Here is a 21600-nt window from a genome sequence, read left to right on the forward strand (position 1 = left end):
CGACCCGCGTCCGTCCCGTCCGCCCGGGGGACCGTGGCCACGACACCGGTGAATTCCACCGGAAGAACTGATCACGGGGGCGGAAACCTGAAGCGGACGCGGGACCGTCGATGCACACCGGACGAGGCGTGGCGCCCGTCCCGTGGCCGGTAAGACTTGCCCGGGAAGCCGCAGTGGCGCCCGCCCCGTACCATGGGCTGTAGCCGTGGCGCGTCCGCCCGGCGGGCGTACGAGGACTCAAGACCGACTAAGACGCCTGAATCCCCGATCCGAGAGAAGCGCAAGCCACCCATGCCCACGCGCCACGACATCCGTAACGTAGCCATCGTCGCCCACGTCGACCACGGCAAGACCACGCTGGTCGACGCCATGCTCAGGCAGGCCGGTGCGTTCGCCGCACACGCCGCCGAGAACCTCGACGAACGCATGATGGACTCGAACGACCTGGAGCGTGAGAAGGGCATCACGATCCTGGCCAAGAACACGGCCGTCAAGTACCACCCCAAGGATGGCGGAGACGTCATCACCATCAACATCATCGACACCCCCGGCCACGCCGACTTCGGTGGTGAGGTCGAGCGAGGCCTGTCGATGGTGGACGCGGTCGTCCTGCTGGTCGACGCGTCGGAGGGCCCGCTCCCGCAGACCCGCTTCGTGCTCCGCAAGGCGCTGACGGCCAAGCTGCCGGTCATCCTCTGCATCAACAAGACGGACCGTCCGGACTCCCGGATCGCCGAGGTCATCGACGAGACGTACGACCTCTTCCTGGACCTGGACGCCGACGAGGACCAGATCGAGTTCCCGATCGTCTACGCCTGCGCCCGTGACGGCGTCGCCTCGCTGACCAAGCCGGAGGACGGCACCGTCCCGCCGGACAGCGACAGCCTGGAGCCGTTCTTCAGCACGATCCTCTCCGCGGTCCCGGCCCCGGAGTACGACGACGAGGCGCCCCTCCAGGCCCACGTCACCAACCTGGACGCCGACAACTTCCTCGGCCGTATCGCGCTCTGCCGTGTCGAGCAGGGTGAGCTGCGCAAGGGCCAGACCGTCGCGTGGATCAAGCGCGACGGCACGATGTCCAACGTGCGCATCACCGAGCTCCTGATGACCGAGGCGCTCACCCGCAAGCCCGCCGAGAAGGCCGGCCCGGGCGACATCTGCGCGATCGCCGGTATCCCGGACATCATGATCGGCGAGACCCTGGCCGACCCCGAGAACCCGATCGCGCTGCCGCTGATCACGGTCGACGAGCCCGCCATCTCGATGACCATCGGTGCGAACACCTCGCCGCTGGTCGGCAAGGGCGGCAAGGGCCACAAGGTCACGGCCCGTCAGATCAAGGACCGTCTGGACCGCGAGCTGGTCGGTAACGTCTCGCTGCGCGTGCTGGACACCGAGCGTCCCGACGCCTGGGAGGTTCAGGGCCGTGGTGAGCTCGCGCTCGCCATCCTGATCGAGACCATGCGCCGCGAGGGCTTCGAGCTGACCGTCGGCAAGCCGCAGGTCGTCACCAAGCAGGTCGAGGGCAAGACGTACGAGCCCATCGAGCGCATGACGATCGACTCGCCGGAGGAGCACCTCGGCGCCATCACGCAGCTCATGGCGACCCGTAAGGGCCGCATGGAGACGATGACGAACCACGGTTCGGGCTGGGTCCGCATGGAGTGGATCGTGCCCTCCCGCGGCCTCATCGGCTTCCGTACGGAGTTCCTGACCCAGACCCGCGGTACGGGCATCGCGCACTCCCTGTTCGAGGGCCACGAGCCGTGGTTCGGCGATCTGCGCACCCGTCACAACGGCTCGCTGGTCGCGGACCGCGCGGGCGTCGTGACGCCGTTCGCGATGGTCAACCTCCAGGAGCGGGGTGTCATCTTCACGGAGGCCACCACGGAGGTCTACGAGGGCATGATCATCGGTGAGAACTCGCGCTCCGACGACATGGACGTGAACATCACCAAGGAGAAGAAGCTCACCAACATGCGTGCGGCTTCCGCGGACACCACGGAGAACGTGGTGCCCGCCCGCAAGCTCTCGCTGGAGCAGTCGCTGGAGTTCTGCCGCGACGACGAGTGCATCGAGGTGACCCCGGAGACGGTCCGTATCCGCAAGGTCGTCCTGGACCAGAAGCAGCGCGGCCGCACCGCGTCGCGCGCCAAGAACAACTGACGCTGCACATTCCGCCGGTCGCGCGGTAGGCCGTTTTCGGCCGACGATCCGTCAGCAGCAGGCATTGCAGAAGGCCGGGGCCCTCACAGACACTGTGGGGGCTCCGGCCTTTGGTCAACCCGTTTTCCGCTCGCACCGTCCGGAATATGAGACAGGGATGTCCGATTATCGGGCGTCGCTCTCCGAAACATGTGTTAACAGTCCGTTTCGGGGGTGTCTGTCTGGGATTAGTTTGTCCGGATTTCGGTCCACACGAGTGACGGATGTTGTCAAACCGAGACCCTTTAAGTGTGGTTTACAGCCCAGTCGTACTTAATAGTTGGCTCCATTGAGCTCGGGTCAATGGGTCACGCACTGTGGGGAGTGCCGACTCACGAGCACACTAAGGGCACTGAAACGATCACCGTCAGGGGTGTCGGTGTATCGACCCAGTGCCCTTCTTGTAGTCAAAAGTGGACTCATGAGGAGGAAACCCATGCGTGGTGCCAAGAGCGCCAAGTGGGTCGCGGGAGCGGCCATCATCGCCCTGGCTGCGACTGCCTGTGGCGGCGGCGACAGTGACGCCGACAAGGGCAAGGACAGCGCCAAGGGTGCTGTCAATGCTGACGGCATCTTCTCCGTCGAGGTCGGTGAGCCGCAGAACCCGCTGCAGCCGGCCAACACGATGGAATCGAACGGCAGCATCGTCACCGACGCGATCTTCTCGCAGCTGGTGGACTATGACCCGGCCGGCAAGCTTGAGATGATCAACGCGGAGTCTGTCGACACCAAGGACAGCAAGCTCTGGACGGTCAAGCTCAAGAAGGACTGGAAGTTCCACGACGGCACGCCCGTCACGGCGGAGTCCTACATCAAGGCCTGGAACTGGGCCGCCAACATCAAGAACAACCAGACCAACGCGTCCTGGTTCGGCGACATCAAGGGCTTCTCCGACGTCCACCCCGAGGACGCCAAGGCCAAGCCGAAGTCGGACGTCATGTCCGGTCTGAAGAAGGTGGACGACTACACGTTCACCATCGAGCTCAACGCCCCGCTCCCGTACTTCTCGTACAAGCTCGGCTACACGGTCTTCTCCCCGCTGCCCGAGTCCTTCTACGCCGACCCGAAGGCGGCCGGCGAGAAGCCGGTCGGCAACGGCGCGTACAAGTTCGTCAGCTGGGACCACAAGAAGCAGATCAAGGTCGTCCGCAACGACGACTACAAGGGTCTCGACAAGGCGAAGAACGGCGGTGTGGTCTTCAAGAACTACACCACCCTGGAGACCGCCTACGAGGACCTGAAGTCCGGCAACGTCGACGTGCTGCGCCAGATCGGCCCGAAGGACCTCCCGGTCTACCGGTCCGACCTCGGTGACCGCGCCGTGGACAAGCCGTACTCGGCCATCCAGACGATCGCCGTCGCGTTCTACACCAAGCAGTTCAAGGGCATCGACCCCAAGGTCATCCAGGGTCTGTCCATGGGCATCGACCGCGCCACCATCACGAAGACCGTGCTCCAGGGCACGCGTGAGCCGGCGACCGGCTGGGTGGCGCAGGGCGTCCTCGGCTTCCAGAAGGACGCCACGGGCGACGTCACCAAGTACGACCCGGCCAAGGCCAAGGCCCTCATCAAGGAGGGTGGCGGCGTTCCGGGCAACAAGATCTCGATCCAGTTCAACGCCGACGGCGGCCACAAGGAATGGGTCGAGGCGGTCTGCAACAGCATCACGCAGTCGACCGGCGTCAAGTGCGTCACCGACTCGAAGGCCGACTTCCAGGCCGACACGAACGCGCGTGACGCCAAGGAGGTCAAGTCCCTCTACCGTTCCGGCTGGGTGCTCGACTACCCGGTGAACGCGAACTTCATCTCGGACCTGTTCCGTACCGGTGCCGCCGGTAACCAGGGTGACTTCTCCAACAAGGCGCTGGACGCGGAGATCAAGAAGGCCGACTCCGCGGCTTCGCTCGACGAGTCGGTCGCGGCGTACCAGAAGATCGAGAAGGAGCTGGTGAACTACATGCCCTCCATCCCGCTCTGGTACTACAAGGTCAACGCCGGTTACTCGGAGAAGGTCCAGAACGTGGACTACGCGCAGGACGGCGACCCGATCCTGACGCAGGTCGAAGTCAAGAAGTAACCACACCTACGTAGTCCGCGCGCAGGCGCGGGACCGGCATCGAAAGACGGTCCGAGCCTGTCCGCACGCCGTGGCCGGGGGGCCCTTCACCGCAACCGACGACCCCACAGGGGGAGTCGGAGCGGGGGAGGGCCCGTCGGCTGCTGCTTGCCTATTACATGGAGGCATGATGGGGCGCTATGTCGCACGACGACTGCTCCAGATGATCCCGGTCTTCCTCGGGACAACCCTGCTGATCTTCCTGATGGTCTACACGCTGCCCGGCGACCCCGTGCGCGGGCTCTTCGGGGACAAGGGTGTCGACCCCGCGACGCTGGCGAGACTTCGCCACGAGCACGGGCTCGATCAGCCGATTCTGCAGCAGTACTGGAATTACATGACAGGCATCGTCCTGCATTTCGATTTCGGTGATCAGATAGCCAGCGGACGTCCCGTCACGGACGTCCTCGGCGACGCGTTCCCCGTCACCCTCCGGCTTGCCGGCATGGCGTTCGTCATCGAGATCGTCGTCGGCATCGGGCTCGGCATCGCCGCCGGTCTGCGAGCCGGCCGGCTCACCGACAACGTGGTCCTGGTCTTCACCCTGCTGATCATCTCGATCCCGGTGTTCGTCCTCGGCTTCATCATCAAGACGGTGTTCGCCTTCCAGCTCGGCTGGATCGATCCGAACGTCTCCGGCGATGCGAAGTGGAGCGAACTGCTGGCGCCCGCCATCGTGCTGGGGTCGCTCTCACTCGCGTACGTAGCGAGGCTCACCCGCACCACGATGGCCGAGAACCTTCGCTCGGACTACATGCGCACCGCCATCGCCAAGGGTCTTCCCAAGCGACGCATCATCGGTGTGCACCTGATGCGCAACTCGCTGATCCCCGTCATCACCTTCCTCGGCACCGACCTCGGTGCCCTGATGGGCGGCGCGGTCGTCACCGAGGGCCTCTTCAACGTCAAGGGCATCGGCGGCACGATCTACGAGTCCATCCAGAAGCGCGAAGGCACGACCCTCGTCGGCCTCGTCACGATCCTGGTGCTCGTCTACCTCTTCATGAGCCTCATCGTCGACCTGCTGTACGCGGTCCTGGACCCGAGGATCCGTTATGCCTGACGCGACCAAGACAGTCCCCGCGCCCGAGGACGCCAAGACGCCCATCGCGGACCCGTCGGCGACGGTGAAGGCGGACAAGGCCCGCAGCCTCTGGGGCGACGCCTGGCGGGACCTGCGTACCAACTGGTACTTCATCATCTCGTCGGTACTGATCGTGATCCTGCTGGTGATGGCCGTATTCCCCAGCCTGTTCACGAGTGCCTCGCCCACCTCCGCCGACCTGGTGCACCACTACCTGGGCAAGCCGGAGCTGAGCAAGATCGGCTCCGAGGGCTGGCTCGGTTACGACGGCCAGGGCCACAGCGTCTACGCGCGTGTCATCTACGGCACCCGCGCATCGATCACCGTCGGCGTCTGCGTCACCCTCCTGGTGACGCTGTTCGGCGGCCTGATCGGCATGCTCGCCGGCTACTTCGGCGGCTGGGTCGACGCCCTGCTCTCCGGTTTCTTCACCAACGTCTTCCTCGGCATCCCGTTCCTGCTGGGTGCCATGGTCGTCCTCCAGGCGTTCACCGAGCGGAAGGTCTGGGTGGTCATCTTCGCCCTGGCGTTCCTCGGCTGGACGCAGATCGCGCGAGTGATGCGCGGTGCGGTGATCGTGATCAAGCAGTCGGACTACGTGCAGGCGGCCAGAGCGCTGGGCGCGGGTACCAACCGGATCCTCTTCCGGCACATCCTGCCCAACGCCATGGCCCCGGTGATCGTGGTCGCCACCATCTCGCTCGGTGTCTACATCTCCGCCGAGGCGACCCTGTCCTACCTGGGTCTGGGTCTCGCCGACCCGACGATCTCGTGGGGCATGGACATCTCCGGTGGCGCCGCCCAGATCCGCGTCGCACAGCACATCCTGCTGTACCCGTCGATCATGCTCAGCATCACCGTTCTGGCGTTCATCATGCTCGGCGAAGCCGTCCGTAACGCCCTCGATCCGAAGTCGCGATAAGGAGGGCGAACGTGGCCACCATCAACAAGACCGCCGAAATCCCGTCCGCACGCTCGGGTGACGACTATGTCGGCCCCCTGCTCGATGTCCGTGACCTGCACGTGGAGTTCCACACCCGCGACGGTGTGGCCAAGGCGGTCAACGGTGTCAACTACAGCGTGAACGCCGGGGAGACCCTCGCCGTTCTCGGTGAGTCCGGCTCCGGCAAGTCCGTGACGGCGCAGGCCATCATGGGCATCCTCGACATGCCGCCGGGCAGGATCCCGCAGGGCGAGATCCTGTTCCGCGGCCAGGACATGCTCAAGATGTCCTACGAGGAGCGCCGGAAGATCCGCGGCCAGAAGATCGCGATGATCTTCCAGGACGCGCTCTCCTCGCTGAACCCGGTCCTCACCGTCGGCTACCAGCTCGGCGAGATGTTCCGGGTCCACCAGGGCCTGTCCAAGAAGGAAGCCCGCGCCAGGGCCATCGAGCTGATGGACCAGGTCAAGATCCCGGCCGCCGCGGCCCGGGTCGCGGACTACCCGCACCAGTTCTCCGGCGGTATGCGCCAGCGCATCATGATCGCCATGGCGCTGGCCCTGGAGCCGGACCTGATCATCGCGGACGAGCCGACCACCGCGCTCGACGTGACCGTCCAGGCCCAGGTCATGGACCTGCTCGCGGAGCTCCAGCGCGAGTACCACATGGGCCTGATCCTGATCACGCACGACCTCGGTGTCGTCGCGGACGTCGCCGACAAGATCGCGGTCATGTACGCGGGCCGGATCGTCGAGACCGCTCCGGTGCACGAGATCTACAAGCGCCCGGCGCACCCGTACACCAAGGGTCTGCTGGAGTCGATCCCGCGCCTCGACCAGAAGGGCCAGGAGCTCTTCGCGATCAAGGGCCTGCCGCCCAACCTGCTCCACGTGCCGACGGGTTGTGCCTTCAACCCGCGCTGCACCATGGCGCAGGACATCTGCCGTACGGACGTCCCGGCGATCTCGCCGGTGACCGAGCAGGACGGCACCGAGCTGGCCGGCCGCGGCAGCGCCTGTCACTTCTGGAAGGAGACGATCCATGGCTGACATCAAGAAGGAGCCCGTGGACGCCACCCCGAACGTCTCCGAGGTGGAGACGGTCGACGCGGCAACCGAGGCGGAGGCCGTAGCCGCCATCGACGCACCGGTGTCGCAGGGCGAGCCGATCCTCCAGGTCCGCAACCTGGTCAAGCACTTCCCGCTGACCCAGGGCATCCTGTTCAAGAAGCAGGTCGGCGCGGTCAAGGCCGTGGACGGGATCTCGTTCGATCTCTACGCGGGCGAGACCCTCGGCATCGTGGGCGAGTCCGGCTGTGGCAAGTCCACCGTCGCCAAGCTCCTGATGACGCTGGAGCGGGCCACCGCCGGCGAGGTCTTCTACAAGGGCCAGGACATCACCAAGCTGTCCGGCCGCGCGCTGAAGGCCGTGCGCCGCAACATCCAGATGGTGTTCCAGGACCCGTACACGTCGCTCAACCCGCGCATGACGGTCGGCGACATCATCGGCGAGCCCTACGACATCCACCCCGAGGTGGCCCCGAAGGGCGACCGGCGCCGCAAGGTGCAGGAGCTCCTCGACGTCGTGGGTCTCAACCCGGAGTACATCAACCGGTACCCGCACCAGTTCTCCGGCGGCCAGCGCCAGCGCATCGGCATCGCCCGCGGCCTCGCGCTCAACCCGGAGATCATCATCTGCGACGAGCCGGTCTCCGCGCTCGACGTGTCGGTGCAGGCCCAGGTCATCAACCTGATGGGGAAGCTCCAGGACGAGTTCAACCTCTCCTACCTCTTCATCGCGCACGACCTGTCGATCGTCCGGCACATCTCGGACCGGGTCGGCGTCATGTACCTCGGCAAGATGGCCGAGATCGGTACGGACACGCAGATCTACGACCACCCGACGCACCCCTACACCCAGGCGCTGCTGTCGGCGGTCCCGGTTCCGGACCCGGAGGCCCGTGAGGGCCGCGAGCGGATCATCCTGACCGGCGACGTCCCGTCCCCGGCCAACCCGCCGTCGGGCTGCCGCTTCCGCACCCGCTGCTGGAAGGCCGAGGCCAAGTGCGCCGAGGAGATGCCGCTGCTGGCGATCCCCGAGCGCTTCAAGACCTCGACGACACCGGCCGCGCACGAGTCGGCGTGCCACTTCGCCGAGGAGAAGGACGTGGTGGGCGCGGCCTGACGCGTCTGCGGTCCGGCCGCTGCACCTCGGACCCCCGGGAGCCCTTGCGGGCCTCCCGGGGGTCCGCCTTTTTGCGGCTGGCTAGAGTCGGCCGTCATGAGCGATCGCCACGGTACGCAGATCCCCTCTCCCACGGCCCTCGGCGTGGACGGCGGCTGGGTGCCGGTCACCGGAGGAGAGTCGGGAGCGGCGGTCTTCCGCAGCGCGGACGCCACCCGGTACGCCAAGTGCGTGCCCGGCGCGGACGCGGCCGCCCTGAGAGCCGAGCGCGACAGGATCGCCTGGCTGAGCGGCCAGGGGGTACCCGGTCCCCGTGCGCTCGACTGGCGGTCCGGTGCTGACGGCGCCTGCCTGGTGACGAGTGCCGTCCCCGGCGTATCTGCCGATCAGGTGCCTGCCGGGGACCTGCGGGCCGCCTGGGCCCACATCGCGGACGCGGTCCGCCGACTGCACGCGACGCCCGCGTCCGCGTGCCCGTTCCACCGGGGCCTGGACGCCATGGTCGCCGAGGCGGAGGACGTCGTGGCCCGTGACGCAGTCAACCCCGGGTTCCTGCCCGCCGACCAGCAGGGGACGCCCGCGTCGGAGCTGCTGGACCGCCTTGCCCCGCAGGTCGCGCGGCGACGGGAGGAGGAAGCGGCCGACACGGTCGTCTGCCACGGCGACCTGTGTCTGCCCAACATCGTCCTCGATCCGCAGACCCTGGACGTGACGGGCTTCATCGACCTGGGCCGCCTGGGACTGGCCGACCGCTACGCCGACTTGGCACTGCTGCTGGCCAACGCGCGAGAGACCTGGCCGGACGAGGAGCAGGCGCGGGCCGCGGACACGGCCCTCGCCGAGAGATACGGCATCACCCTCGACGACGACCGCCTGCGCTTCTACCTCCACCTCGACCCGCTCACCTGGGGCTGACCGGCTGTCCCCGACCCGATGGATGCGGGACGGTCACGTCACGAGGTCGAGCTCCGCCCAGACCGTCTTCCGCGGGACCGGCCCCGGGATGATGCCCCAGCGGTCGGCGAGCGCCTCGACGATCAGCAGGCCGCGCCCGCTCTCGGCGAGCGGGCCGGGGGCGGCGGGGACGGGCAGCCGGTCGCCCCGGGTGTCGGTGACCTCGATGCGCAGCCGGCGCTCCGGGTGCACGGTGAGGCGCAGTTGGAAGTCCCGGCCCGTCACCCGGCCGTGGACCGAGGCGTTGGTGGCCAGTTCCGCGACGATGTGCGCGGCCGACTCGGAGGGCAGCGCCCAGAGGTCGAGATGGGCCACGGCGAGGAGCCGGGCGAGCCGGGCGCCTCGCCGGGTGGGCGAGAGCAGCACGGTGAACGTGCGCTCGGCGGCGGGCCGTTGAGGGGTGGCGATTGCTTGGTTCACAGCACTCAGCGTGGCCGGTTCCGCGTACCGTGCCCAGTGACCGGGCCCTTGCGTACGGTGACTGTCCCGGGCTTGTCCAGTGCTGTCCCGGCTGTCCGGAGTGACGTCCGGGGAACAGAGCCGGTTGAGGAAGAACGGCAGGCGCGTCGGAAGTGGGGCACGGATGAGTGTGGACGGGGTCGGAACGGAGCAGGGCAACGGCGGGGCGGACGAGCCCGGTTGGGACGTCGATCCCGACGACGAGTCGGGCGTCGCGGTGGTCGCGGCCGTGGGCCGGCAGATCAAGGCCTGGCGGGAGGCGGCCGGGATGCGGGCCGGCGAGTTCGGGGCGTTGATCGGGTACGGGGAGGACCTGGTCTACAAGGTGGAGGGCGGGCGGCGGATCCCTCGGCCGGAGTTCCTGGACCGGGTGGACGAGGTGTGCGGGGCGGGCGGGAAGATCGCCGCGATGAAGGAGGACGTGGCGCAGGTCCGGTACCCGAAGAAGGTGCGGGACCTGGCGGGTGTGGAAGCGAAGGCGGTCGAGATCGCGGTCTATGTGGCGCACGGTCTGCACGGGTTGTTGCAGACCCCGGGTCATGCGCGGGCGCTGTTCGAGGCGCGGCAGCCGCCGTACTCGCAGGACGAGGTGGAACGGATGGTCGCCGCGCGCATGGCTCGGCAGTCGATCTACGAACGGTCGCCCGCGCCCGCTCTCGGGTTCGTCCAGGAGGAGTCGGCACTCAGGCGTCCCATCGGGGGCTCGACGGAGTGGCGGCGACAGCTCGAACGGCTGCTGGAGATCGGGCGGCTGCGCAATGTGACCCTCCAGGTGATGCCCACGCACCGCGAGGCGCATCCTGGGATGGACGGTGACATCGAACTGCTGAAGTTCAAGGACGGTACTGCGGTGGGGCGTTCGCCAGGGGCGTTCAACGGGCGCCGAGTGACGGACGCGAAGCAGCTTCGTATCCTTGAACTGCGGTATGGCATCATCCGGGCCGAGGCTCTCACGCCCCGGGAGACTCTGGCCCTCATCGAGCGAATGCTGGGAGAGACATGATCCGCAGGACTTCCGTGCAGGGCGCTTTCGAGTTGACCTGGTTCAAGAGCAGCTACAGCAGCAACGGCAACGAGGGCGACTGCGTCGAGGTCGCCGCGGCCCCCGGCTCGGTACACGTACGCGACTCCAAGACCCCCCAAGGCCCCCGCCTCGCCATCGGCAGGGCCGCATGGGCGGACTTCACGTCCTACGCGTCGGAGAGCTGAACCCGGCTCCACATCGCGAGAGGCGCCCGGAACCGATCGGTTCCGGGCGCCTTTTCCCGTGTACCCGGGAACCGGGCTCGCAGGTGGCTCGGGTCAATGGGCCGACGTGCTCGGTTCCCTGGGCCGGGGCGGTCGGTGAACGGCCGGCCGATCGGACCGGGCCGTGCGCGCGGCCGCCCCGGGGCCGAGGAGAGGGGTGTCAGCCTCCGGCCTCGGGGTCCTTGTCACCTGTCTCCTTGCTGAGCTTCGTACCCTCGGCCGCCTTGCGGGCCTGCGGGACGACGGAGAGGGACTGGGAGTCCTCGGGGTAGTGGCAGGCCGTCAGGTGACCGTCCCGGCTGCCGCCGATCTGCACGAGCGGCGGTGTCTCGCTCGCGCACTTGTCCGTCGCCTTCCAGCAGCGGGTCCGGAAGCGGCAGCCGGAGGGCGGGTTGACGGGGGAGGGCACATCGCCGGTCAGCCGGATGCGCTCGCGGGCCGGCACGTCGTCCGCGGTGGCCTCGGGCACGGCCGAGAGCAGCGCGCGGGTGTACGGGTGGCGCGGATTGCCGTACAGGTCCTCGCGGTCGGCGATCTCCACGATCCGGCCGAGGTACATGACGGCCACGCGCTGCGAGAAGTGCCGCACGATCGCCAGGTCGTGGGCGATGAACAGGAACGCGATGCCCAGTTCCCTCTGCAGCTTCTGCAGCAGGTTCACCACCTGGGCCTGGATCGACACGTCGAGCGCGGAGACCGGCTCGTCGGCCACGATCAGCTTCGGTTCGAGGGCCAGGGCGCGGGCCACCCCGATGCGCTGGCGCTGGCCGCCGGAGAACTCGTGCGGGAAGCGGTTGTAGTGCTCCGGGTTGAGGCCGACGGTCTCCAGCAGCTCCCGTACCCGTGCCTCGCGGCCGCCCGCCGGCTCGATGCCGTTGATCTCCATCGGCGCGGCGACGATCTTGCCGACGGTCTGCCGCGGGTTCAGCGAGGCGTACGGGTCCTGGAAGATCATCTGGATCTCGGAGCGGATCGGCGCCAGCTCCTTGCGGGAGGCGTGGCTGATGTCCTGGCCCCGGTAGGAGATCCGGCCGGCGGTCGGCTCCAGGAGCCGGGTGATCAGCCGGCCCGTCGTCGACTTGCCGCAGCCGGACTCACCGACCAGACCGAGGCTCTCGCCCTCGGAGACCGTGAAGTCGAGCCCGTCCACGGCCTGGACCGCCCCGACCGTCCGCCGGATCGGGAAGCCGCCCTTGATCGGGAAGTGCTTGGTGAGTCCGGAGACGTCCAGGAGGGGATCGGTGCTGCTCATCGTAGGGAAGTCCCGTCTCTTGTACGTCAGTTGGACCGTGTGCCGGCGAAGTCGGCGAAGAACTCCGCGCGCTGCTCCGGCGTCAGGTGGCAGGCCGCCCCGCGCCCGGACACCAGGTCCAGCGGAGGCTGCTGGGTCGAGCAGCGGTCGCCGCCGACCTGCTCGGTGAACGAGCACCGCGGATGGAAGCGGCAGCCGGTCGGCGGGTTGAGAAGGCTCGGCGGGGTCCCGGGGATCGGCGACAGGGGCACGTCCACCGGACCTTCGAGCGAGGGCATGGAGCCCAGCAGGCCCCAGGTGTACGGGTGCTGGGGCGCCCGCAGCACCTCCTTCTTCGTACCGCGCTCCACACAGCGCCCGCCGTACATCACCAGCACGTCGTCCGCGATGTCGGCGATGACGCCGAGGTCGTGGGTGATGAAGATGATCGAGGTGCCGGTCTCCTGCTGGAGGTCCTTGAGCAGGTCCATGATCTGGGCCTGCACGGTGACGTCCAGCGCCGTCGTCGGCTCGTCCGCCACCAGCAGCGCGGGGTTGCAGACCAGCGACATCGCGATCATCGCGCGCTGGCGCATACCGCCGGAGAACTGGTGCGGATAGTCGTCCACCCGCAGATCGGGCTGCGGGATGCCCACCTTGGTGAGCATCTCCACGGCCCGCGCCCGGGACTCCCGCTTGGAGGCCCCGGTGTGCTTGCGGTACGTCTCACCGATCTGCTTGCCGATGGTGTGGTACGGCGAGAGGGAGGCCAGCGCGTCCTGGAAGACCATGGCCATCTTGTTGCCGCGCAGCCGCTCCAGCTCCCGCTCCGACGCGGTGAGGAGGTCCTGCCCGTCGAGCAGGATCTCGCCCTCGATCTCGGTGTGGTCGGGGTGGTGCAGGCCCAGGATGGCCAGGTTGGTCACGGACTTGCCGGAGCCGGACTCACCGACGATGCCGAGGGTCTTGCCCCGCTCGACGTCGAAGGACAGCCCGTCGACGGCCTTGACCATGCCGTCTTCGGTGGAGAAGTGCACGCGCAGATCGCGTACGGAGAGGAAGGGGGTGCTCACTGGATCTCTCCCTAGGCGAGGCGGACGCGTGGGTCGATGAGGGCGTAGACGGCGTCGACGACGATGTTGAAGAAGACGATCGCCGTCGCCGCGACCAGGACGACACCGAGGATCAGCGGGAGGTCGTTGTCGTTGACGGCCTTGATCGAGAGGGCTCCGATGCCGTGCAGGCCGAAGACCTTCTCCGTGATGATCGCACCGCCCAGGAGGAGGCCGATGTCGAGTCCGAAGATGGTGACGATCGGGCCCATGGCTCCGCGCCAGGCGAACCGGAAGAACACCGTGCGCCGGGAGAGGCCCTTGGCGCGTGCTGTTCTGACGTAGTCCTCGCTCAGGGTCTCGACGAGCTGGGAGCGGGCCATGCGCGTGTAGTTGGCGGTGAAGATCAGTGCCAGCACCAGCCAGGGGAGCAGCAGTCCGGAGAACCAGCCGGCCGGGTCCTGGGTGAACGGGACGTCCTTGGGGCGGCTCAGGATGTGCCACTGGTCGGTCAGGTAGTACATGGCGACCACGCCGACGATGTAGATCTGCATCGAGGAGCCGATCAGCGACGCCGAGGAGGCGATCTTGTCCAGCGCCCTGCCCTGCTTGACCGCCGCCAGCATGCCGGTGCCCACACCGAAGACCACGAAGACGATCGCGCTGCCGACGGAGAGGGACAGCGTCGTCGGGAAGCGGTCCATGATCGTGCCGAGGACCGGCTCACGGTTGTGGAAGGAGTAGCCCAGGCACGGCGCGGGGCAGTGTCCGAACGAGGAGTAGTCCCGGCCGACGAACACGGCCTGGAGCCAGTGCCAGTACTGCACGGGCAGCGGGTCGGCGATGCCGAGGTTGCGTTTGACCAGCGCCAGTGTCTCCGGCGTGCACACCTTGCCGCAGGCCACACGAGCGGGGTCGCGGGGTGCGACGTAGAAGAGGACGAAGGTGATGGCACTGATGATCAGCAGGATGACCAGTGCGCCGATTGCCCGGCGGATGAGGAAGCGGAACATGGCGATGGATTTCCCTGGCAGACGCCGACGAGGGGGAGGGGAGCGGGCGGGGCGCCGCAGGGGCGCCCCGCCTCAGGAGTGTCGGCGTCAGGCCTTCACGAACAGCTTGTAGAAGACGGCGGAGGACCACAGCGGGTGGAACATCGCGCCGCCGACCTTCGAGCCGTACAGGTAGAAGCGGCGCTGGAACGTCTCGGGGATGATCGGCGCCTCCTCCGTCATGATCCGCTTGTCGAGCGCGGCCCACTCCTTGCCGGCCTTGGCCGGGTCGGCGATGACGACGTTCTTCTTGATCGCGGCGTTGACCCAGTCGACGTTCAGCTGCGAGATGTTGTTGGCGCCGTTGGCGATGGTGGCGCCGTCGAACAGCGGCTGGACCAGCGTGTAGCCGGTCGGCCAGTCCGGGGACCAGCCGAACCACATGACGTCGAACTTGTTGTCGATCTGCTGGATCTGGTCGTAGTAGCTGGTGGAGTCCAGCTGCTTGATGACCGGGTCGAAGCCGGCCGCCTTGAGGGCGTTCTCGATGACGACCTTGGTCTTGTCGTAGGTGTTGCTCTGCGGGAAGGCGTAGACGACCTTCTGGCCTTCCTTGCCCGCTTCCTTCAGCAGCGCCTTCGCCTTCTCCGGGTCGCCCTGCGGCTTCTTCAGCTTGCCGTAGACGTCGTCCTTGGCGTAGCCGAGGATGTCGGGGCTGAGGATGGAGGTCGCGTAGTCACCGGCCGACGGGCCACCGTAGATCTTGCGGATCTGCTCCAGCGGCCAGGCGTGGATGAGCGCCTGGCGCACCTTCAGGTCCGTGATGCGCTTGGTGTTGATGGCGTAGTAGTAGATGCCGGTCAGCAGGCCGTTGAAGGTGCGCTTCTTCAGCTCCGGGTCGGTGAGGACCTTCTGGATGCGCTCGGCCGGGACGCCGCTGTACGCCATGACGGCGTACTGGTCGTCACCGGAGTCGGCGATCATGCGGTCCGCGGCCTGGAGCGACTCCGGACCGAACTCGTAGACGAAGGTGTCCGGGTACGCGTTGCGGATCGCGTCCGTGTTCGGGTCCCAGTGCTCGTTGCGCACCAGCGTCATCGACTTGTCGACGGCGTGCGCCTTGATGCGGTAGGGACCGGCCGAGACCGGGTCCTTGTCGTACTTGTCCTTGCTGTCACCCTTGACCGGGACGGCGCCGTAGGACGTCATCGCCAGGGTGAAGTTGAAGTCGGGCCGGGCCTCGGCGAGCTTGAAGGTGATGGTCTTCGCCGCGGCGTCCGTGACGACCGACTCGAGGTGCTTGCCGCTGAACGGGCCCTTGTACTTCGACCGGAAGTCGGCCGAGCCGGTCAGTGCCTGCTGGGCGTAGCCGGCGCCCTCGGTGGTGAAGGTGGCGAAGCCGCGCTCGATGCCGTGGCGCACGTCCTCGACGGTGAGCTCCTTGCCGTCCTCCCACTTGAGGCCGTCCTTCAGGGTGAAGGCCCAGGTCTTGCCGGCGTCGCTCATGGTGCCCGCGTCGGTGGCGAGGTCGCCGATGAGCTTCATCGAGCCGTCGGCGGCGATCTTGTAGCCGGTCAGGCAGCGGATGAAGAGGTCACCGACCGCGGAGTTCCACGAGAAGTAGATGCGCTGCGGGTCGAGGTGGGAGAAGTCGTCCGGGGCGATGCCGCGGATCGTGCCGCCCTTCTTCGCGCCCGCTATCTCGGGAGCGGGGCCCTTGGAGTCCGCCGCGGTGCCGACGACGACCGCGCCGGTGTACTTGTCGGCGCCGCCGTGGCCCTTGTCCTTGCCCTTGTCGGTGGTCGAGCTGCCGCTGCTGCAGGCGGAGAGCACCATCGAGCCGCCGGCCGCGACCGACGTGGCGATGACGAAGTTTCTGCGGGAGAGAGACATGACTTCCTGCTCTGGTCGAGTGGAGAAACGATGGATCCGGTGGGCCCCGTCGCCCGGCCGGAGTACGGCGGGTTCAGCGCTTGGTCTTCGGGTCCAGTGCGTCACGCACCGAGTCGCCGAGGAGGTTGAAGGCGATGACGAAGATGACCATCGATGCGCCGGGGAAGAGCATGAACGTGATGTCGCTCTGGTAGACGTCCGATCCGCGCTGGATCATCACGCCCCAGTCGGGGGTCGGGGAGGTCAGCCCCACACCGAGGAAGGCGAGGCCCGCCTCGGCCGTGACGTACGCGGGCAGCGCGAGCGTGGCCTGGATGAGGATCGGCGTCCAGAGGTTCGGCAGCAGTTCCTTGAAGATGATCCGCGTCGGGGACGCGCCGGTGACCTTGGCGGACTCGACGAACTCCCGCTCGCGCAGGGCGAGGACCTCGCCGCGCAGCAGTCGTGCGATGGAGGCCCAGCCGAAGGCGGTCATGACCGAGATCAGGGTGACGACGGTCAGCCAGACCGGCGTGTTCTCCTCCGGGTCGACCAGGATCGAGATCATCACGGGCCAGAAGGCGATGAAGAAGAGCGTGGAGGGGAAGGCCAGCAGGATGTCGATGACCCGGCCGACCAGGTAGTCCGTCTTCCCCCCGAGATAGCCCGCCGTGATGCCCACGGCGATGCCGATCACGGTCACCAGCAGCGTCGTGGCCGTGGCGATGAGCAGGGAGTTGCGGATGCCGTAGAGCAGGAAGGTGAAGACGTCCCGGCCGAGACCGGGCTCGATACCGAACCAGAAGTCACCGCTGATTCCACCGTTGGGCAGGACCGGTGAGCCGAAGTCGTCCAGCAGGCTGGTGTCGTTCTGGCCGTACGTCGTGTACGGATCCTTCCCGTACAGCTTGGCGATCAGCGGGGCGGCGATGGCCACCACGAAAAAGAAAATGACCACATAGGCCGAAATGACGCCGGTACGGTCGCGCTTGAAACGGCGCCAGGCCAGCTTTCCCGGTGACCGGCCGTCACCTCCCTTGGGTGCGGAGGGATCCGGCACCGCCGGTGTCAGCGGATCCACAGCCTCAAGGGGGGCTGCTGCGTTCGAGGTTGGAATCGTCATGGTGCTCCTGGCCCGGAGGGTCGAAGGACTCCGCAGGGCACACCTACGGGCTACCCCGGACTTTTTCAACGCAATTCATGCAGGGTCAATGAATGTCGGGCCGCCTTGAGGCGCTCTTTGGAAGCTTGACCCAGACATGACTATGACATGGCCATGTCTTTACCTTTGATTTACCTCCAGTAAATCCAATTTCCCCGCAAACTCTCCGCATTCGGGCATTGAGTCCGATATCCGGGCGCGACTGTCTCGGAATTCGTACATCCGGATGAGTCGGTGCGAGGTCGATGCGCGTTCGTTGTTCCGCCGTTATTGCTTCGCCGCCTGTCAGGCCCGGTCGGGTGACGTTGCGATGTGTCGTGTCCGCGTCAGAAATCGACTCGGACGGCGGCTCGGGGGCCGTCCTCCCGGCCCTCCGCCGCGCCCGAATGGCGGGAGTAAATGTGCACAAGGCTCTGTATGCGGTGATATTTGACTTCACGTAAGACGGAGCACTACGAGGAGGCAGTCCATGCGCGGAGCCACAACGGTCAAGTGGGCCGCATGTGCGGTGGCCGTCGCCCTGGCGGCGACGGCCTGCGGTGGAGGGGACAGCGGCGGTGGCGGCGGTGGCGCCGATGGGATCGTGAGTTCCTCCTGGGGTGACCCGCAGAACCCGCTGGAGCCCGCCAACACCAACGAGGTGCAGGGCGGCAAGGTCCTCGACATGATCGTCCGGGGGCTGAAGAAGTACGACCCGAAGACCGGCGAGGCGACCAACATGCTCGCCGAGAAGATCGAGTCCAAGGACAACCAGAACTTCACGATCACCGTGAAGGACGGCTGGACCTTCAGCAACGGCGAGAAGATCACCGCCAAGTCGTTCGTGGACGCCTGGAACTACGGCGCCCTGCTGAAGAACAACCAGAAGAACGCCTACTTCTTCGGTTACATCGACGGATACGACAAGGTGCACCCCGAGACCGGCACGGCGAGCGCCACCACGCTCTCCGGGCTCAAGCTCGTGAACGACAAGACCTTCACGGTCAAGCTGACGCAGAAGTTCTCGCTGTGGCCCGACACCCTCGGATACCCCGCCTTCGCGCCGCTGCCCAAGGTCTTCTTCACCGACCACGCGTCCTGGGTCTCCAAGCCGATCGGCAACGGCCCGTACACCATCGACAAGTACGCCAAGGGCTCGTCGATGAACCTGCGCAAGTGGGACGACTACCCCGGTGACGACAAGGCGCAGAACGGCGGGATCGACCTCAAGGTCTACACCGACAACAACACCGCCTACACCGACCTGACGGCCGGCAACCTCGACCTCGTCGACGACGTGCCCGCCTCCCAGCTCAAGAACGTCAAGGCGGATCTGGGCGACCGTTACATCAACACCCCGGCCGGCATCATCCAGACCCTCGCGTTCCCGTTCTACGACAAGCAGTGGAACACCCCCGGCGCCATCAAGGTCCGCCAGGGCCTCTCCATGGCGATCAACCGCGACCAGATCACCAACCAGATCTTCCAGAAGACCCGCACCCCGGCCTCCGACTGGACCTCCCCGGTCCTCGGGGACGACGGCGGCTTCAAGAAGGGGCTCTGCGGCAAGGAGTGCACGTACAACGCCGCCGAGGCCAAGAAGATGATCCAGGACGGCGGCGGGATCCCCGGCGGGCAGCTCAAGATCTCGTACAACGCGGACACCGGCTCCCACAAGGAGTGGGTCGACGCCGTCTGCAACAGCATCAACAAGGTCATGGGCAACAACAAGGCGTGCGTGGGCGCCCCGGTCGGCACCTTCGCCGACTTCCGCAGCCAGGTCTCCCAGCAGAAGCTGCACGGCGCCTGGCGCGCGGGCTGGCAGATGGACTACCCGCTGATCCAGAACTTCCTGCAGCCCGTCTACTACTCCAACGCCTCGTCCAACGACGGCAAGTGGAACAACAAGCAGTTCGACGGCCTCATCAACAAGGCCAACGCCGAGTCGGACAAGGCCAAGGCCGTCTCCACCTTCCAGGACGCCGAGAAGGTCATGGTCCAGCAGATGCCCGTCATCCCGCTCTGGTACCAGAACGGCAGCGCCGGCTACTCGGAGAACGTCACCAACGTCTCGCTGAACCAGTTCAGCGTCCCGGTCTACGAGCAGATCAAGGTCAAGTGACCTGAGAGGCCGCCGGGTGACCCGCGATCGGTCACCCGGCTTCCCCGTCCCCGGCCCCCGATGACACCTCAGCCACCCCGCGACCCCCGGAGCCCTTCATGGGACGTTATGTGATCCGGCGGCTGCTGCAGATGATTCCGGTCTTCTTCGGCACCACGCTGTTGATCTTCCTCATGGTGAACGTGATGGGTGACCCCATCGCGGGTCTCTGCGGCGACCGCCAGTGCGATCCGGCGACCGCCGCCCAACTCCGTTCGGAATTCGGCCTCGATAAGCCGGTCTGGCAGCAGTACCTCACCTACATGGGCAATGTCTTCACCGGCGACTTCGGCACCGCGTTCAACGGGCAGAAGGTCACCGAGCTGATGGCGACGGCCTTCCCCATCACCATCCGGCTCACCGTCATCGCGATCGTCTTCGAGATCGTCATCGGCATCAGCCTCGGTGTCGTCACCGGCCTGCGCCGCGGCCGCCCCATCGACACCACCGTGCTGATCCTGACCCTGGTCGTCATCTCCATCCCGACCTTCGTCACCGGTCTGCTGCTCCAGCTCCTGCTCGGCGTGGAATGGGGCGTCATCAAACCCTCGGTCTCCAGCGAGGCCCCGCTCAACGAACTCCTCATCCCCGGACTCGTGGTCGCCTCCGTGTCGCTGGCCTACGTCACCCGGCTCACCAGGACCTCGATCGCCGAGAACGCCCGCGCGGACTACGTGCGTACCGCCGTCGCCAAGGGCCTGCCCAGGCGCCGCGTGATCATCCGGCATCTGCTGCGCAACTCGCTGATCCCCGTCGTCACCTTCATCGGTACGGACGTGGGCGCCCTGATGGGCGGGGCGATCGTCACCGAGCGGATCTTCAACATCCACGGCGTCGGCTACCAGCTCTACCAGGGCATCCTGCGCCAGAACTCCCAGACCGTCGTCGGCTTCGTCACCGTGCTGGTCCTCGTCTTCCTGGCCGCGAACCTGATCGTCGACCTGCTGTACGCCGTACTCGACCCGAGGATCCGCTATGCCTGAGCAGACACCGAACGAGGCGATCTCGTCGGCCGGAGCCGGCGGAACGATGGACCTCGCACTCGACGAGGGGGACTCCCTCGAAAAGACCCCCGGCGGACCCGAGGGCACGGGGCCCGGCGCCAAACCGCAGAGCCTGTGGTCCGACGCCTGGCGCGACCTGCGCCGCAACCCCGTCTTCATCATCTCCGCGCTGATCATCCTGTTCCTGGTGATCATCTCGATCTGGCCGCAGCTCATCGCCTCCGGCGACCCGCTCGACTGCGACCTCGACAAGGCCCAGCAGGGCTCCCAGCCCGGCCATCCCTTCGGGTACGACGGCCAGGGCTGCGACGTCTACACCCGCGTCGTCTACGGCGCCCGCAACTCCGTCACCGTCGGTATCTGCTCCACCATCGGCGTCTCCCTGATCGGGTCCGTCCTGGGCGGCCTGGCCGGCTTCTTCGGCGGCTGGTGGGACGCGATCCTCTCCCGCCTCACCGACGTCTTCTTCGGCATCCCGGTCGTCCTCGGCGGTCTGGTCTTCCTCTCCGTGGTGACCAGCTCCACCGTCTGGCCGGTGATCGGCTTCATCGTGCTGCTGGGCTGGCCGCAGATCGCCCGCATCGCCCGCGGCTCCGTCATCACGGCCAAGCACAACGACTACGTCCAGGCGGCCCGGGCGCTCGGCGCCTCCAACGGACGGATGATGCTGCGCCACATCGCGCCCAACGCGATCGCCCCGGTCATCGTCGTCGCGACCATCGCCCTGGGTACGTACATCTCCCTGGAGGCGACCCTGTCGTTCCTCGGCGTCGGCCTGAAACCGCCGGCCGTCTCCTGGGGCATCGACATCTCGGCCGCGTCCCAGTACATCCGCAACGCCCCGCACATGCTCCTCTGGCCCGCCGGCGCGCTGGCGGTCACCGTGCTCGCGTTCATCATGCTCGGCGACGCGGTGCGCGACGCCCTCGACCCCAAGCTGCGCTGAGGAGTCCG

At 67.0% G+C, this 21600-nt stretch carries 18 protein-coding genes; 12 read left to right on the forward strand and 6 right to left on the reverse strand.

What is annotated here, in order from left to right; translation table 11 throughout:
* Positions 1 to 291 precede the first annotated feature (291 nt).
* From typA to OG408_RS25830, 7 genes are all read left to right on the forward strand, one after another.
* Positions 292 to 2166: a translational GTPase TypA gene (typA, locus tag OG408_RS25800; RefSeq protein ID WP_266782386.1), complete on the forward strand. Its 1875-nt coding sequence runs from the start codon at positions 292 to 294 to the stop codon at positions 2164 to 2166.
* A gap of 475 nt (positions 2167 to 2641) precedes the next feature.
* Positions 2642 to 4282, forward strand: a complete 1641-nt coding sequence (locus tag OG408_RS25805; protein WP_266782388.1) for a peptide ABC transporter substrate-binding protein — start codon at positions 2642 to 2644, stop codon at positions 4280 to 4282.
* Positions 4283 to 4451: 169 nt separating this feature from the next.
* Positions 4452 to 5384 carry an ABC transporter permease gene (locus tag OG408_RS25810; RefSeq protein ID WP_266786411.1) on the forward strand — a complete coding sequence of 311 codons (933 nt, stop codon included), beginning with the start codon at positions 4452 to 4454 and terminating at the stop codon, positions 5382 to 5384.
* Positions 5377 to 6327, forward strand: a complete 951-nt coding sequence (locus OG408_RS25815; RefSeq protein WP_266782390.1) for an ABC transporter permease — start codon at positions 5377 to 5379, stop codon at positions 6325 to 6327. Before OG408_RS25810 ends, OG408_RS25815 begins: the two co-directional genes overlap by 8 nt.
* 11 nt (positions 6328 to 6338) lie before the next feature.
* Complete coding sequence (locus tag OG408_RS25820) at positions 6339 to 7397, forward strand: ABC transporter ATP-binding protein (RefSeq protein WP_266782392.1); 1059 nt, start codon at positions 6339 to 6341, stop codon at positions 7395 to 7397.
* On the forward strand, positions 7390 to 8532 hold the full coding sequence (locus tag OG408_RS25825) for an ABC transporter ATP-binding protein (protein WP_266782394.1): 1143 nt from the start codon (positions 7390 to 7392) through the stop codon (positions 8530 to 8532). The genes OG408_RS25820 and OG408_RS25825 overlap by 8 nt, the downstream gene beginning before the upstream one ends.
* Before the next feature lie 96 nt (positions 8533 to 8628).
* Positions 8629 to 9447 carry an APH(3'') family aminoglycoside O-phosphotransferase gene (locus tag OG408_RS25830; protein ID WP_326672205.1) on the forward strand — a complete coding sequence of 273 codons (819 nt, stop codon included), beginning with the start codon at positions 8629 to 8631 and terminating at the stop codon, positions 9445 to 9447.
* Positions 9448 to 9480: 33 nt separating this feature from the next.
* On the opposite strand, the gene OG408_RS25835 is transcribed toward OG408_RS25830, so the two are convergent.
* A complete protein-coding gene (locus OG408_RS25835; protein WP_266782398.1) occupies positions 9481 to 9906 on the reverse strand; it encodes an ATP-binding protein in 426 nt (141 codons plus the stop codon).
* 163 nt (positions 9907 to 10069) lie between these two features.
* Here OG408_RS25835 and OG408_RS25840 point away from each other — a divergent pair, with 163 nt between their 5' ends.
* Together OG408_RS25840 and OG408_RS25845 are read left to right on the forward strand one after the other, a co-directional pair.
* Positions 10070 to 10948 carry a helix-turn-helix domain-containing protein gene (locus OG408_RS25840; RefSeq protein ID WP_266782400.1) on the forward strand — a complete coding sequence of 293 codons (879 nt, stop codon included), beginning with the start codon at positions 10070 to 10072 and terminating at the stop codon, positions 10946 to 10948.
* Positions 10945 to 11154 (forward strand): DUF397 domain-containing protein, encoded by a 210-nt coding sequence (locus OG408_RS25845; protein ID WP_266782402.1) that lies wholly within the window; start codon positions 10945 to 10947, stop codon positions 11152 to 11154. Before OG408_RS25840 ends, OG408_RS25845 begins: the two co-directional genes overlap by 4 nt.
* Positions 11155 to 11353: 199 nt before the next feature.
* Here the strand turns inward: OG408_RS25845 and OG408_RS25850 are convergent, their stop codons facing one another.
* The 5 genes from OG408_RS25850 to OG408_RS25870 form a co-directional block, all read right to left on the reverse strand.
* Positions 11354 to 12445, reverse strand: a complete 1092-nt coding sequence (locus OG408_RS25850; RefSeq protein ID WP_266782404.1) for an ABC transporter ATP-binding protein — start codon at positions 12443 to 12445, stop codon at positions 11354 to 11356.
* 26 nt (positions 12446 to 12471) lie between these two features.
* The gene (locus OG408_RS25855) at positions 12472 to 13437 is read right to left on the reverse strand and encodes an ABC transporter ATP-binding protein (protein ID WP_266786413.1); all 966 of its coding nucleotides are present in this window, start codon (positions 13435 to 13437) and stop codon (positions 12472 to 12474) included.
* A 71-nt stretch (positions 13438 to 13508) separates the two neighbouring features.
* Entirely contained in the window at positions 13509 to 14489 is a 981-nt protein-coding gene (locus OG408_RS25860) for an ABC transporter permease (protein ID WP_266782406.1), read from the reverse strand.
* Between the two features lie 87 nt (positions 14490 to 14576).
* Entirely contained in the window at positions 14577 to 16361 is a 1785-nt protein-coding gene (locus OG408_RS25865; RefSeq protein ID WP_326672209.1) for an ABC transporter substrate-binding protein, read from the reverse strand.
* Between the two features lie 73 nt (positions 16362 to 16434).
* The gene (locus OG408_RS25870) at positions 16435 to 17463 is read right to left on the reverse strand and encodes an ABC transporter permease (protein ID WP_266782410.1); all 1029 of its coding nucleotides are present in this window, start codon (positions 17461 to 17463) and stop codon (positions 16435 to 16437) included.
* Between the two features lie 508 nt (positions 17464 to 17971).
* Between OG408_RS25870 and OG408_RS25875 the strand changes: the two genes are divergently transcribed.
* The 3 genes from OG408_RS25875 (at position 17972) to OG408_RS25885 (ending at position 21592) form a co-directional block, all read left to right on the forward strand.
* Positions 17972 to 19603, forward strand: a complete 1632-nt coding sequence (locus OG408_RS25875) for a peptide ABC transporter substrate-binding protein (RefSeq protein ID WP_266782412.1) — start codon at positions 17972 to 17974, stop codon at positions 19601 to 19603.
* A gap of 98 nt (positions 19604 to 19701) precedes the next feature.
* Positions 19702 to 20625 (forward strand): ABC transporter permease, encoded by a 924-nt coding sequence (locus OG408_RS25880; protein ID WP_266782414.1) that lies wholly within the window; start codon positions 19702 to 19704, stop codon positions 20623 to 20625.
* Positions 20618 to 21592 (forward strand): ABC transporter permease, encoded by a 975-nt coding sequence (locus OG408_RS25885; protein ID WP_266782416.1) that lies wholly within the window; start codon positions 20618 to 20620, stop codon positions 21590 to 21592. Before OG408_RS25880 ends, OG408_RS25885 begins: the two co-directional genes overlap by 8 nt.
* The last annotated feature ends 8 nt before the right edge of the window (positions 21593 to 21600 follow it).

Source organism: Streptomyces sp. NBC_01257, from assembly GCF_035917255.1.
Classification (GTDB): Bacteria; Actinomycetota; Actinomycetes; order Streptomycetales; family Streptomycetaceae; genus Streptomyces.

What these genes read in the sequence shown, in the direction of transcription:
- OG408_RS25865 (WP_326672209.1), bottom strand. Translation starts at nt 16,361, where the DNA reads ATGTCTCTCTCCCGCAGAAACTTCGTCATCGCCACGTCGGTCGCGGCC.
- OG408_RS25875 (WP_266782412.1), top strand. Translation starts at nt 17,972, where the DNA reads ATGCGCGGAGCCACAACGGTCAAGTGGGCCGCATGTGCGGTGGCCGTC.
- OG408_RS25840 (WP_266782400.1), top strand. Translation starts at nt 10,070, where the DNA reads ATGAGTGTGGACGGGGTCGGAACGGAGCAGGGCAACGGCGGGGCGGAC.
- OG408_RS25860 (WP_266782406.1), bottom strand. Translation starts at nt 14,489, where the DNA reads ATGTTCCGCTTCCTCATCCGCCGGGCAATCGGCGCACTGGTCATCCTG.
- OG408_RS25850 (WP_266782404.1), bottom strand. Translation starts at nt 12,445, where the DNA reads ATGAGCAGCACCGATCCCCTCCTGGACGTCTCCGGACTCACCAAGCAC.
- OG408_RS25825 (WP_266782394.1), top strand. Translation starts at nt 7,390, where the DNA reads ATGGCTGACATCAAGAAGGAGCCCGTGGACGCCACCCCGAACGTCTCC.
- OG408_RS25845 (WP_266782402.1), top strand. Translation starts at nt 10,945, where the DNA reads ATGATCCGCAGGACTTCCGTGCAGGGCGCTTTCGAGTTGACCTGGTTC.
- typA (WP_266782386.1), top strand. Translation starts at nt 292, where the DNA reads ATGCCCACGCGCCACGACATCCGTAACGTAGCCATCGTCGCCCACGTC.
- OG408_RS25830 (WP_326672205.1), top strand. Translation starts at nt 8,629, where the DNA reads ATGAGCGATCGCCACGGTACGCAGATCCCCTCTCCCACGGCCCTCGGC.
- OG408_RS25880 (WP_266782414.1), top strand. Translation starts at nt 19,702, where the DNA reads ATGGGACGTTATGTGATCCGGCGGCTGCTGCAGATGATTCCGGTCTTC.
- OG408_RS25885 (WP_266782416.1), top strand. Translation starts at nt 20,618, where the DNA reads ATGCCTGAGCAGACACCGAACGAGGCGATCTCGTCGGCCGGAGCCGGC.
- OG408_RS25855 (WP_266786413.1), bottom strand. Translation starts at nt 13,437, where the DNA reads ATGGTCAAGGCCGTCGACGGGCTGTCCTTCGACGTCGAGCGGGGCAAG.
- OG408_RS25870 (WP_266782410.1), bottom strand. Translation starts at nt 17,463, where the DNA reads ATGACGATTCCAACCTCGAACGCAGCAGCCCCCCTTGAGGCTGTGGAT.
- OG408_RS25815 (WP_266782390.1), top strand. Translation starts at nt 5,377, where the DNA reads ATGCCTGACGCGACCAAGACAGTCCCCGCGCCCGAGGACGCCAAGACG.
- OG408_RS25805 (WP_266782388.1), top strand. Translation starts at nt 2,642, where the DNA reads ATGCGTGGTGCCAAGAGCGCCAAGTGGGTCGCGGGAGCGGCCATCATC.
- OG408_RS25810 (WP_266786411.1), top strand. Translation starts at nt 4,452, where the DNA reads ATGGGGCGCTATGTCGCACGACGACTGCTCCAGATGATCCCGGTCTTC.